The organism is Pseudoalteromonas rubra, assembly GCF_004212645.1.
Lineage (GTDB): Bacteria > Pseudomonadota > Gammaproteobacteria > Enterobacterales > Alteromonadaceae > Pseudoalteromonas > Pseudoalteromonas rubra_G.
Map to the genome: position 1 here is coordinate 1 of NZ_PPUZ01000052.1, position 13,260 is coordinate 13,260.

Sequence of the window (13,260 nt, forward strand, 5' to 3'; positions counted from 1 at the left end):
TAAGTGAAATTGGTATAAATACTCATGGTAAAACTGCGGCATTTGTACAACCTCAATGATTACCGCAAGGCGCCAGATATTAGATTACGCCGTTTGTACCAACACTATACATCCCATGTGTGATACTCGCCGCAGCACCGACTATCTCGAGTGTCGCTTTAACATCCAACTATGAATTCGCCAAATACACCTTTTTAAAGCGTTTTCTTTAACTTGCAGTTTGATTTCTACTATTCCTTAAAAGTTAAGATAGCGCTTATTTTGCGCACATCCAAAGTAGCACTTCCGTTACAGTGAGAATATCGAGAAATTTTCTACACAATTTTGGCAAGACGGATGAACAACGGGATATGTCAGTAAAATCAAATGAAGGATGGGAGAGGCATTTAACTGGTGCAGAATGACATAAAAAATGCCACCTTACGGTGGCATTACACACGGGATTATTTCTACTTTACAGATAGAAATTCTTTTCGCTATTTCCAGCTTCTCATCTTATGGCCTTTCAGGGCATAGAACAAAATGAACAGATAGCTGGGTAGCATTAAACTGTATGCGCCCTGAGCACCGAGGCCAGCAACGTTACCGATACCAATCAACAGAGGCCCTAAGGCTCCGCCTGCAATACCCATGATTAACAAGCCCGAAGCGGTACCAGTAAGGCGACCTAGCCCATCCAGAGCCAATGGCCAGATAGCGGGCCAAACCATCGCATTAGCAAAACCGAGCAAAGCAATACATAGCAGCGGATCTGGTAATTGCGGTCCACCAAAGGGGACAAGCAATATATTTGCCAAGGCTGTTGATTCATTGTCCCCTAAAACTACAGCAAAAACGGTAACAATACCAGCAATTGCAGACATGACCAGCGCATTTTGTTGCGACATAAAACGTGGAATTAAAGCGATACCAATTGCATAACCAATAAGCATACAGCCCATCGTATATGAGGTCATTACGGAGTAATCAGCGATGCCTAATTGCAATGCGTACGAACCAATTGTATCGGCAGCGATAACTTCCACTGCAACGTATAAGGCAATACCAATGACACCTAAGGCCAAATGTGGATGACTAAGGGCCTCCTTCACTTCACCTTTACTGGTTTGACCTTCTTCTTCAAATACTAAGTCTGGTAGTGGAGAGAATTTAGCAAATGCAGCAAATAAAAAGATCAATCCAGCTATAGCCATGTAAGGCGCAATCAGACTATTCGCCATCATGTCTTTCTGAGCCTGGCTAAGAGATTCACCTTCATTCACCACCCCGCTGACAACAACAGCAGCAAATACAATGGGGACTATGACACCAGCAGACTTATTCAGCAAGCCCATAATACAAACACGCACCGCAGCCGAGCGCTCTGAGCCCATTTTAACTACGTATGGATTGACAGCTGTCTGAAGGACGGTCTGCCCAACCCCTATCATTAACTGTGCAAACAAAAAGATCTCTATCATTTGCATTTTGGCAGCCGGAATATACATCAAAGCGGACAGCGCCATAATAGCACAGCCAATCGCCATGCCATTTTTGTACCCAACGCGTTTTATCAACATCGCAGAGGGGATCCCTGCAACCGTTACCGCAATGTAAAATGAGGAAATAATGAAAGAGGCCTGTAGCGGACTCAGTTCCAGCATTTGCTGCAGGAATGGTGTGATAGCACCATTTAACCAGGTGATACAGCCCAATATAAAAAACATTGAGCCAGCAAGTGTCATCGGTAACCAGACGCTTTGCTTTTCGAGGTCATCTTTTTCCACTGTCGCTTCCATAAAACTCTTCTTGTTGCTAATTAAGATTAATACAGGTCGGATTAAAACGAATTAAAAGTAATCCGGATTATTATTTTCTGTGCTATCGGCCCAGATAGTCGCACCATGATGACGGCTATTTAACAACGCAGAGCCAAAATGACAGCGCTGACATTTAACTTTACGTTAAAATTTGGCCTTTTTCTAGTTAGTTTTGTAATCAAATGTCCTCACCTTGGGGAAGTGTTAATCCCTCCCCAAGGTGACACTATCGGATGATTTAGTCTAAACCTGTGGTACGGCTAAACTTTTTATTGCCTAAACGGGTACGTAATAATACGCCACCAGGCTGACTTACACTCATCGGAGCTGTGTAAGTTTGCCAGGAGTTACCATTATCAAGACTCACTTCAATGGTTAAGTACGGGAATGCACTGTTTGCATGAAGCAGCCCATCAATCACTTTGCCGCCCGGCACGGGGAGGTTCACATTGACACCGGCTTTATCCAGCTTGGTCAGCTCTTTTAATGCCAGTGCGCCAGCGAATCCATGCCAGTCCTGCGCAAAACGTTTCTTATCAAGGCGCTCCCCTTCCCAGCCAGCTTTATGCCAGGCACGTTCTGCCATCGCAAGCAAACGAGGAAAAACCATCGCCTGCATCTGGTCTTCGGTACGAATGGTTTCACTCCAGACCTGCCCCTGAATACCAAGAATATTTTCCGGTTTTTCCAGCTCCGGCAGAGGACGACCAACCAGGGCTTCTAAATTTTCAATGACCTCGCCACTGCGGGTGAAGTCGGCGTTGGCATAGACATCATCCGGCATATAGCTGAAGGTTTTCTTGCTGTCCGTGTAGCGGGCAGCCCAATAATAACCGCGTTCAGCCGGATGTGGCTCATAAGGGTGGTCAAAGTACAAGTGCGTACCATGGGACAGCACTACCTGGTAGCCATCATTGGCCAGGCGATGCGCCCTGTCAGCCACACCCCACTCCCAGATATTGTCCCAGACATTGGCGGTAAAGACCTCATTGGGAAATGCATCGCGGTTAAACGGATTGACCTTGTCATACATCAGGCCATCTTCCCAGGCCCCCGGTGCAATGCCGCGCTTTGCCAGCAAAGTGGCAACTCGCTGGGTAAAGTAGGGCTTAAGATCGGTCGGACCGGCAATGCCATTGTTAGGATCGGAAAATAATGCCTGACACACGGGCGAATCAACCCAGGAGCCGGCACCCACTTCGTCACCACCAAAGTGCAAGTTGGTCAGACGCGTACCCGCTTCTCGATACATGCCTTGCAACTCATAGGTCACCTTTTCAATGAACGCGTAGGTCGAGTCCTGACACACATTCATAGAGTTATCGGTATAATTCTGTACGGTAATGTACTTTGAGGTGTCCTGCGGATCGCTAAGCAAATAGGCTTTTGCTTGCTCGGGTTTGCCCGCTTCCATCAGTGTATGATAGCGCGCTTCCATTGCCTTGATCGAGGCACGAGCATGGCCCGGGCCTTCGATCTCTGGAATGATCTGAACGTGACGTGCCTTGGCAAACTTGAGCAGTTCAACAAACTCTGCGCGGGTCAGATAACCATTGCCCGTTCCCGACTTATGCGGACCGGTGCCAAGCTGAGTCAGTAAACACTCACGCTCCTGCAAATCGAAGCAACGATAGCCACCAATATCCGTCAGCTCAGGCAGGCCTGGGATCTCAAGTCGCCAGCCTTCATCTTCAGAAAAGTGCCAGTGAAACTTGTTCAGCTTGTAACGGCCCATCTGTTCGACCAATTTAAACAGCGCCTCTTTACCATGATAGTTACGACCGTTGTCGTAGTGCATGCCACGCCAGCCAAAACGCGGGGCATCTTTTATCTCTACATTAGGCACCTGTATCTGGCCTTGTTGATCGGCCGGGAATAACGCAAGCAAACTCTGGATACCGTAAAACACACCCGCATTGTCATGGCCTGTGATCACAATTTTGTTGTCGTCTACTTCCAGCTGATAGCCTTCGCTGCCCAAATCGCTCAGGCCCGCTACTTGAAGATAGATTGTTCTGGCTTTGCCGGCGCTAATATGATCCGGCTGTGCTTCCAATGTCAGGCCATAATCTGCCAAATCTTCCTGAAATACGGCGACTTCACTTTTTAATCTGCCCGCATAGCGGATCTGCCACTGATTGTTAAGCTCAGCGTAACCACGGTTAAAGTCGACATCCATCGGCTTAGGGATAATACGTTTCAGCGCGTCTTCGCGAGACAGTTTGCCAGTCTGCTGGTTTTGTTCAAAACGCCATGCTGCAGTCGCGCGCGGTGATAAATCTTTTGGCTCGCCGTGACGATCCAGTTGGTTATCACGCACAATGGGCGCGACAAAGTCCAGCATGTTTTCGCTGTCTGTATTGGCGAACACGGCCGGTTTTGAATTACCACTGACCATAAATGCACGCGGCATAAAGTCAGTATAAGCGGCTATCCAGGCGGCAGCCTCATAGGGAATGGTCAGTGTTTCTCCCGGTTTTAATCCGGCAAACTCCTTAGTCGGCACTAAACGGTGCAAGTCGCCATTCACATGCTCAAACTTCAGTCCACTTGCCTGCTCAGTAGCCACTTTTCGGATTGAATGAAAGTAGATCTGCCAGTCGCTTTCGCCAGCTGGTAGCGCTAACTTTGAGTCATTTTGTAAGGTGATAGAAGCCAGAAAGCTGCTGCTGCCATTGTGATGATTGCTTTCTACCGCAAACTTAAAGGTGGTGTTGTCAGTAAAGGTTTGCAGTTGAGCACTATCCCAGGCGGCTTTAGCCATCATCGGGACTAAAAGCGTGGCCGCGATGGCCCGGGTGAGCAGTTTTTTCTGTATTTTCATTCCGGCTCCTTAACCTGCGCTGAGCGCAAACTTCAAATTGTTGTAAATACCATCATATAGAAGAAAAAATGACAGCGCTATCAATTTTTCCTTACAAGATCTCTATCGTCTTTTTTATCAGAGAGTTAATACAAAAAAGCCGCCAGAAACTGGCGGCCATGATAGCAGTAAACACTTACCAGATTTTGACCCGCTCTTGCGGTTTAAGATACATTTTGTCGCCTTCTTTGACATCAAACGCATCGTAAAACGCCGGCATATTTGGCAGTACACCAATAACACGATAGTGACTCGGTGAGTGCGAATCCGTCATCAAACGATTACGCAGTTCTTCATCACGGTAGTTGCGACGCCAGATCTGCGCCCATCCCATAAAGAAGCGTTGCTCACCGGTGTAACCATCAATGACTGGAGCTGGTTTGCCTTGCAAAGACAGCTGATACGCTTTAAGCGCGACACTTAAACCGCCAAGGTCACCAATGTTTTCGCCTAATGTTAGCTCACCATTTACACTGGCATCTTCAAAAGGCTGGTACTGATTATATTGCTCAACCAGTTTTTGGCTGCGCGCCTGAAACTGAGCCAGATCTTGCTCACTCCACCAGTTACGCAAGTTGCCATCGCCGTCATACTTGGCACCCTGATCGTCAAACCCATGGCCCAGTTCATGGCCTATGACGGCACCAATGGCACCATAGTTAACGGCATCATCGGCTTCCAGGTTGAAAAATGGTGGCTGTAATATCGCAGCAGGGAAGACAATTTCGTTATTAACCGGGTTGTAGTAAGCGTTAACGGTTTGCGGCGTCATAAACCATTCACTGCGATCGACTGGTTTATCGACTTTGCCCACCATATCCTGATAAGCCCACTCATTGTAGCGTACATAGTTACCCACCAAGTCGTCAGCATTGATCTCTAGCCCTGAGTAGTCCCGCCACTTGTCCGGATAGCCAATCTTAGGCGTAAACTTACTGAGTTTCACCTTCGCAGCCTGCTTAGTTTCTGCGCTCATCCACTCCAGCTCTTCAATGGATTGCTCAAACCCTTTGAGCAAGTTATCGACCAGCTCTCCCATGCGTGCTTTCGCTTCTGGCGGAAAATACTCTTTGACATAAATTTTACCCAGCAGCTCGCCCAGCACATCGTTACTGGCATTCACCGCTTGCTTCCAAACCGGAGCCTGCTCTTCGAGGCCACGCAGTGTCTTGCCGTAGAAGTTGAACTTCAGATCAACCGCCGTCTTGTGCAGCAGCTGTGCATAATCGCTGGCAAAGTGAAAAGTGAGATAATCGCGCCAGGCGGCTACATCCGTTTTGCCAATCAGCCCCGACAGCCCTTCCAGATAGCTAGGCTGAGTAACGACCAGCTCTTTGGTATTTAAGCCGAACGCTTTCAGATACGCCGCCATATCAAAATGTGGCAGCTTTGCATTGAGCGTATCAACCTGAAACTTGTTATAGGTTTTATCCGCATCGCGACTTTCAACCCGTGACCACTGAATCTCAGCTAATGCGGTTTCAAGTGCCATAATATGCTCGGCCGCCTGCTCCGCACTAGCTTTATCATAGCCCATCACCTGCATCAGGCGCTCAATATATTGACGATACTCAGCGCGAATTCGGGTGAACTTTTCAGTATCCTGAAGGTAGAAATCCCGGTCCGGCAAACCCAAACCCGATTGCCACAAATAAAGCGTATTCATGGTAGAATTTTTGGCATCATTATTTGCATACCAACTCAAAGGGGTTGTACCGCCCTGAGACAAGGCACGGGCAAATAAGGCGGGTAGTTCAGATTTACTCTGTAATGCCTGGAAAGGCGCCAGATACGACTGCAGAGGTGCAGTGCCTAGCTCTTCACGTGCCAATTCATCTGTGTAGCTGCGATAAAAATCGCCCAGTTTAGCCTCGTCTGAGCCGGGCTTGGCTTGGTCGTTGCTGGCAGCCTGCTCGAGGGTTTTACGCAACGCTTTTTGTGATGCATCGTACAGCTCAGTGAATGAACCATAATTTGACTTATCTGCCGGTATTTCGGTGCGTGCTAACCATTTACCGTTCACATGGTAATAGAAATCATCTTGCGCCCTTACGGCACTATCGATATTGTCCAGTGCGATCCCTGAATTCAGGGTGCTTTTTGCCTGCATTACTTCGGCTTGCGAGTCTGTTTTAATCTGCTCGCTACACCCTGTCAGACCCAGTGCCAGCGCAACCGCTGCGGCAGTGACTGCTATTTTCTTCATTTTTATCATCCTTACTGGTAATTTTGCTCAACGGCCGTTGCTACTGATGCGCATCATATTGTTGCGCCAGTGCGTCCAGAATCGCCACGTTGGCGGCGGGAAAAGCCAATTGTTTTAACTCACACCAGCTGACCCACTGGCTGGGCTGCCCTTCCAGCCCTGTTGCTTGTCCCGAAAAGTCTTCGACCTTATGCACTACCAGTTTAACCTGTTTGTCGCCATAGTCATGTTCAATTGTCAGTAAATGTTCAGAGCCATGAACATCAATACCTATCTCTTCTTTCAACTCTCTGGCTAATGCCTGAGTGACACTTTCCTGTGCTTCAATTTTGCCACCCGGAAACTCCCACAGACCACCCTGATGCTGCTCTTTAGCGCGTTTACATACAAAAAACTGTGCATCCCGAATGATGACACCCACAGCTACATTCACCACTTTTTTTGTCATATCTAACTCAAATAATCTGTTTTTCTGAGATAAAAAAAGCGACACAAGGTCGCTTTTTCATAATGTCGCTGCAAACTTAAGATAGCTTACCGCAACATTGCTTATATTTTTTGCCCGATTTACATGGACATGGTTCATTGCGGCCAACTTTAGGCTCAGTGCGCGCTGCGACCGCCGCTCCCTGGGGCGCTTCTCCGCCAACTGGCGCTGACTCTTCATGCTGATACTGGCGCGGTGCCTGCTCGCTGCGACGATGCTGCTCTTCTACTTTTTCAACATCTTCTTCAGCGCGCACCTGTACTTTGCTCAGTACACCAACGACGTCCACCTTAAGGTTTTCAAGCATTTCCGAGAACAGCTCAAACGACTCGCGCTTGTATTCCTGTTTCGGGTTTTTCTGTGCATAACCACGCAGGTGAATCCCCTGACGTAAGTGGTCCATCGCAGCAAGGTGATCTTTCCAGTGCTGATCAAGACTTTGCAGCATCACAGCCTTTTCGAACTGACGCAGGACCTGGGCACCCACCATCTCTTCTTTTTGCTTGTAAGCCGCATCAATCTCTTCACCGATACGCTCACGCAGACGCTCTTCGTATAGTTTGTTGTCTTCCTCAAGCCACTTGGCAATTGGCAACTCAACCATAAAGTCATTCTTCAGACGCTCTTCCAGACCTGGGATATCCCACATTTCGGCCAGACTCTGCGGCGGAATGTACTGATCAATGGCAGCATTGATCACATCGCCACGGATAGCAGAAATAGTTTCTGAAATGTCACCTTCTTCCAGCAGTTCGTTACGCTGTTCATAGACCACGCGACGCTGATCGTTGGCTACATCATCGTACTCAAGCAACTGCTTACGAATATCAAAGTTGCGCGCTTCAACTTTGCGCTGCGCATTCTCAATGGCACGGTTAACCCAGGGGTGCTCAATGGCTTCGCCGCGTTGCATTCCAAGCTTACGCATCATGTTAGTCATGCGTTCGCCAGCAAAGATACGCATGAGCGCATCGTCCATTGACAGGTAGAAACGGCTCGAACCAGCATCGCCCTGACGACCAGAACGACCACGTAACTGGTTATCGATACGACGAGATTCATGACGCTCAGTACCGATGATGTGTAAACCACCCGCTTCAAGTACTTCATCATGGCGTTTCTGCCACTGCGCTTTAATTTCATCAATCTGCGCATCGCTTGGATTGTCCAGTTTAGACACGTCATTCTGCCAGTTACCGCCCAGCATAATGTCCGTACCACGACCCGCCATGTTAGTGGCAATGGTCACTTTACCCGGTAAACCCGCATCCGCAATGATATCCGCTTCCTGAGCGTGGAATTTCGCATTTAGTACGTTGTGCTCAATTTTTTCTTTGCGCAGGAAGTGTGACAGATACTCTGAGCTTTCGATTGAAATGGTACCGACTAGGACTGGCTGGCCGCGTTTCTGACAGTCGCGGATATCGGCCAGAATGGCTTCAAACTTTTCGTCCTGCGTCAGGTAAACCAGATCAGCACGATCATCACGGATCATTGGCTTGTTGGTCGGAATAACCACAGTATCCAGTCCGTAGATTGACTGGAACTCAAACGCTTCGGTATCAGCAGTACCTGTCATCCCCGCCAGTTTGTCGTACAAACGGAAATAGTTCTGGAAGGTGATGGAGGCCAGCGTCTGGTTTTCGTTTTGGATACGAACACCCTCTTTGGCTTCCACCGCCTGGTGCAGACCTTCTGACCAGCGACGTCCTTCCATCGTACGACCCGTGTGCTCATCAACAATGATAACTTCATTGTCTTTAACAACGTAGTCGACATCTTTTTGATATAGCTTGTGTGCACGCAGGGCGGCATAAACATGGCTTAGCAGGGTGATGTTACCTGCAGAGTAAAGTGAATCGCCTTCTTCAATCAGGCCATTATTAACCAGTAATTCTTCAACTTTAACCTGACCTCGCTCGGTCAGGTGTACCTGCTTACTCTTTTCGTCGAGCGTGAAGTCGCCATCGCCTTCAACCCCTTCTTCGTCTTCCTTCTCCTGCAGGATCAGCTCAGGTACTATGGTATTGATCTTAGTGTATAGCTCAGAGCTGTCTTCGGCAGGACCTGAAATAATTAGCGGCGTACGGGCTTCGTCGATCAGGATGGAGTCAACTTCATCCACCACAGCATAGTGCAATGGACGCTGGACGCGCTCTTCAATGCTGAATGCCATGTTGTCGCGCAGGTAGTCAAAGCCAAATTCGTTGTTGGTGCCATAAGTGATATCGGCTGCATAGGCTTCTTTCTTCTGGGCTGGCATCATGCCCGGCACGTTGCAACCTACAGTGAGGCCCAAGAATTCAAACAGAGGGCGGTTGTTCTCAGCATCCCGCTTCGCCAGATAGTCATTCACGGTAATGACGTGCACGCCTTTACCTGTCAGACCATTTAAGTATGCAGGCAAGGTCGCGGTCAGTGTTTTACCTTCACCGGTACGCATTTCTGAAATGCGACCCTGGTGCAGCACAATACCGCCTATCATTTGCACGTCAAAGTGGCGCATGCCAAATACCCGTGTCGATGCTTCACGCACCGTGGCAAAGGCTTCCGGCAGCATGTCATCCAGGCTGGTGCCTTGCTCAAATCTTTGTCTGAATTCCGCGGTTTTAGCTTGCAGTTGTTCGTCTGACAGCGCCTTGTATTGTTCTTCTAGGGCATTGATCAGGGCGACCGATTTTCTCAGATTTTTAATCATTCGGTCGTTGCGGCTACCAAAAATCTTGGTAAAAATTTTCGTTATCATGTTTAAACCATTTCACTCATCTATTTGCGAGCACCTACTGGGGTAACGCGGTTATCACGCTCGCTCGTCCTGTTGGCGACAAAGTCGGACCTTGCTGTGTGCCGAGTTAAATTTGTGCCCTATCATACCAGACTATGCGCGTCTGCAAACCATCAAAAAGTAATCTGTTCCTATTTAACCATACAAGCTTTGGGAATCACACCCAAACCATCCAATGACACACCGGCAGTGCCGTATTATCGGCTTCCAGATAAAGAAGTAGACAAGGTTTTCGAGGTATTGCTCGTATACATATGGGCGGCATCGAGGAATTTCAAGGCAAGCCTTAAACCGGGTGTGTAATCTGCTATCTGTAATGACGTGCACGCGTTATACTGGGCGGTGAGATGGTGAAATGCTTGCTAAGGCAGGCGTGAGTGAGTTGTTGCTATGAGTAAAAACCGATTTGACCCTAAACCCCTCAACGAACTGGCTGGAAGCTGGTCAGATAAACTACATGGTTATATGCAAAAAGCCCAGGGCATCGCCGAGCTACAGCAGCCTCTGCACAATGCGTTGGGCCCGGTTCTTAGTAAAAAATGCCGTGTTGCCAATTACCAGAATGGTACTTTGTACGTTGAAGCTGCGTCGGCAACGTTAGCGACGCGATTAAATTACCTGAAGATGGAGATCCTCAGTAGTTTTCGTGCCGCAGGCTTGCATGATTGTTGCCAGGTTAAGATAGGCACCAACCCGGAAGCGCAACAGCGTCTTACACCGCAGCAAAACCAAGTCAAAACACCAGAGGCCAGTTATAGCGGGCGACAAATGAGCGCGCAAACAGCGGGGGATCTGATGGCGCTTGCCGAGCATGCCCCGGCCGGCTTGAAAGAAAAACTCTTACGCCTTGCCAAACATGGCGGACAAAAAAAATGACGCTCTTTGGCGTCATTTTTTCTCCCATCTAACAACTCAGGCGGTTGCTAAACTGGTATCCACTTCCATGCCAGGTGCTGGCATAGTGACAGGCTCATCGAAGGTCGCCCATTCCCATGCTGACTCAGTGGCAATGATCTGACGTAACAGCTTGTTGTTCAGGCCATGACCTGATTTGAAGCAAGTGATCTTGCCCAATATGTTGTGTCCTGCCATAAACATATCGCCAACACAGTCCAGGATTTTATGCTTTACGAACTCGTCTTTATAGCGCAGCCCGTTTGGATTAAGCACTTTGAACTCATCCAGTACCACGGCATTGTCCATGCTGCCACCTAAAGCCAGATTGTTGGCGTGCATGTATTCAATGTCTTTCATAAAACCAAACGTACGCGCACGACTGATCTCTTCAGTAAAGCTCTGGGCTGTAATATCCAGGCCAATGCGTTGGCGGCTAGCGTTAATCGCCGGGTGGTTAAATGCGATTTCAAAGTCGATGTGGAAGCCGTCATAAGGCTCAATTTCAGCCCACTTGTCACCGTCTTCTACACGCACTTTTTCTTTAATGCGGATAAAACGCTTAGCCAGATTCTGCTCTGCGATCCCACCTTTTTGCAGCAAGTAAATGAACGGTAATGCACTACCGTCCATAATCGGTACTTCTGCACTATCGAGCTCAACGACCAGGTTATCAATACCCAGTGCCGCAACGGCTGCAATTAAATGCTCCGTTGTTGACAGACGAACACCGTCTTTATTGGTCAAACAAGTACACAATTGCGTGTCGCCCACAGCTTCGGGGGTTGTTTCAAAATCGACAACCGGGTCGAGATCTACGCGACGAAATACGATCCCCGTATTTACGCTCGCAGGTCGGAGAGTGATCGTGACCTTTTCACCTTTGTGTAATCCTACACCTGTGGCTTTAACGACTTCAGCAATCGTTCGTTGTTTTATCATAGGTTCGTCCGCTTCTGACTGGTTAATGACTAAATAAGACCGCAAATTCTATCACAGATAGAACCAACTGCCAATCGTTTGTTTTTTAACCTGACGTTAATCAGATTGTTTACGTAAAAACGCAGGGATATCAAAGTAATCCCCTTTTTCTTTACCACCAGCATTGCCAGATGATGCAGATGTACTGGCCGGTTTAGGCTCAGACGGGGCAACATTGCTTTGCTCTGGCTCGCTGCTTTCGCTGGTAGTTTGCGTAAAGCTTGGGACAAACATATTCTGTCCTTTACCGCCGTCACTGTCAGAGCCAACCGCTTTCTTAAGGCCGTTGTCAACGATACCGAATTGCGGCTTACGCTCACCACCAAGACCCGTTGCAACCACAGTCACACGCAGCTCTTCGCTCATTTCTGGGTCGATAACCGCACCCACAACCACAGTTGCATTTTCAGACGCCAATGCTTTCACATGGTTCCCCACAATCTCAAATTCTTCGATTGTGATGTCCATGCCAGCCGTGATGTTAACCAGGATACCTTTAGCACCGGTTAAATCGACATCTTCTAGCAGTGGGCTGGAAATCGCCGCTTCTGCCGCTTCTTGTGCCCGGTCTGGACCACTGGCCGCAGCGGTCCCCATCATGGCAGTGCCCATCGCTGACATAACTGTACGTACGTCCGCGAAGTCGACATTGATCAAACCAGAACGGGTGATCAACTCAGCAATGCCCTGCACCGCGCCGTATAATACGTCGTTTGCTTTAGCGAAGGCATCTAATAATGTAGTGCCTTTACCCAAAACTTTAAGTAACTTGTTGTTAGGAATTGTGATGAGTGAATCTACAATTTCTGACAATTCGCCAATCCCCTGATCGGCAGCCGCCATACGCTTTTTGCCTTCCAGATCGAATGGACGCGTTACAACTGCCACAGTCAGGATCCCCAGCTCTTTGGCAACACGGGCCACAACCGGTGCCGCACCAGTCCCGGTTCCGCCACCCATACCAGCAGCGATAAATACCATGTCAGCCCCTTCCAGACTTGCCTTGATGGCATCGACATCTTCTTCCGCTGCGCTACGACCCACTTCCGGGTTAGCGCCCGCACCGAGACCTTGGGTGATCTGAGTACCCAGTTGCACAGTCACATCGGCAGAGGACTTGCGCAGCGCCTGCGCATCGGTGTTCGCCACGATGAAACGAACGCCTTCAATTTCCTGCTTTACCATGTGTTCTACAGCGTTACCGCCGCCGCCACCGACGCCGATGACTTTAATAACGGCTTCTTC

Annotated in this window: 8 protein-coding genes; 1 reads left to right on the forward strand and 7 read right to left on the reverse strand. The window is 48.6% G+C overall.

Features of this window, described 5'->3' with window-relative positions; genetic code table 11:
• Positions 1 to 476 precede the first annotated feature (476 nt).
• The 5 genes from nagP to secA all read right to left on the reverse strand — a co-directional run bounded on the left by nagP (position 477) and on the right by secA (position 10,101).
• Positions 477 to 1,778, reverse strand: a complete 1,302-nt coding sequence (gene nagP, locus C3B51_RS18115; protein WP_125717044.1) for an N-acetylglucosamine MFS transporter NagP — start codon at positions 1,776 to 1,778, stop codon at positions 477 to 479.
• 259 nt (positions 1,779 to 2,037) lie between these two features.
• The gene (locus tag C3B51_RS18120) at positions 2,038 to 4,623 is read right to left on the reverse strand and encodes a family 20 glycosylhydrolase (protein ID WP_206076652.1); all 2,586 of its coding nucleotides are present in this window, start codon (positions 4,621 to 4,623) and stop codon (positions 2,038 to 2,040) included.
• A gap of 175 nt (positions 4,624 to 4,798) precedes the next feature.
• A complete protein-coding gene (locus C3B51_RS18125) occupies positions 4,799 to 6,868 on the reverse strand; it encodes a M13 family metallopeptidase (RefSeq protein ID WP_130245966.1) in 2,070 nt (689 codons plus the stop codon).
• Positions 6,869 to 6,908: 40 nt separating this feature from the next.
• The gene (mutT, locus tag C3B51_RS18130; protein WP_130245967.1) at positions 6,909 to 7,316 is read right to left on the reverse strand and encodes an 8-oxo-dGTP diphosphatase MutT; all 408 of its coding nucleotides are present in this window, start codon (positions 7,314 to 7,316) and stop codon (positions 6,909 to 6,911) included.
• A gap of 76 nt (positions 7,317 to 7,392) precedes the next feature.
• Positions 7,393 to 10,101 (reverse strand): preprotein translocase subunit SecA, encoded by a 2,709-nt coding sequence (secA, locus tag C3B51_RS18135; protein WP_125717041.1) that lies wholly within the window; start codon positions 10,099 to 10,101, stop codon positions 7,393 to 7,395.
• 429 nt (positions 10,102 to 10,530) lie between these two features.
• On the opposite strand from secA, the gene C3B51_RS18140 reads away from it, so the two are divergent.
• The gene (locus tag C3B51_RS18140; RefSeq protein WP_125717040.1) at positions 10,531 to 11,016 is read left to right on the forward strand and encodes a DUF721 domain-containing protein; all 486 of its coding nucleotides are present in this window, start codon (positions 10,531 to 10,533) and stop codon (positions 11,014 to 11,016) included.
• 36 nt (positions 11,017 to 11,052) lie between these two features.
• On the opposite strand, the gene lpxC is transcribed toward C3B51_RS18140, so the two are convergent.
• The gene (gene lpxC, locus C3B51_RS18145) at positions 11,053 to 11,976 is read right to left on the reverse strand and encodes a UDP-3-O-acyl-N-acetylglucosamine deacetylase (RefSeq protein WP_046004799.1); all 924 of its coding nucleotides are present in this window, start codon (positions 11,974 to 11,976) and stop codon (positions 11,053 to 11,055) included.
• A 96-nt stretch (positions 11,977 to 12,072) separates the two neighbouring features.
• Positions 12,073 to 13,260, reverse strand: a 1,188-nt coding sequence (gene ftsZ, locus C3B51_RS18150) for a cell division protein FtsZ (protein ID WP_130245968.1), incomplete at its 5' end; no start/stop codon positions are given.

What these genes read in the sequence shown, in the direction of transcription:
- nagP (WP_125717044.1), bottom strand. Translation starts at nt 1,778, where the DNA reads ATGGAAGCGACAGTGGAAAAAGATGACCTCGAAAAGCAAAGCGTCTGG.
- C3B51_RS18120 (WP_206076652.1), bottom strand. Translation starts at nt 4,623, where the DNA reads ATGAAAATACAGAAAAAACTGCTCACCCGGGCCATCGCGGCCACGCTT.
- C3B51_RS18125 (WP_130245966.1), bottom strand. Translation starts at nt 6,868, where the DNA reads ATGAAGAAAATAGCAGTCACTGCCGCAGCGGTTGCGCTGGCACTGGGT.
- mutT (WP_130245967.1), bottom strand. Translation starts at nt 7,316, where the DNA reads ATGACAAAAAAAGTGGTGAATGTAGCTGTGGGTGTCATCATTCGGGAT.
- secA (WP_125717041.1), bottom strand. Translation starts at nt 10,101, where the DNA reads ATGATAACGAAAATTTTTACCAAGATTTTTGGTAGCCGCAACGACCGA.
- C3B51_RS18140 (WP_125717040.1), top strand. Translation starts at nt 10,531, where the DNA reads ATGAGTAAAAACCGATTTGACCCTAAACCCCTCAACGAACTGGCTGGA.
- lpxC (WP_046004799.1), bottom strand. Translation starts at nt 11,976, where the DNA reads ATGATAAAACAACGAACGATTGCTGAAGTCGTTAAAGCCACAGGTGTA.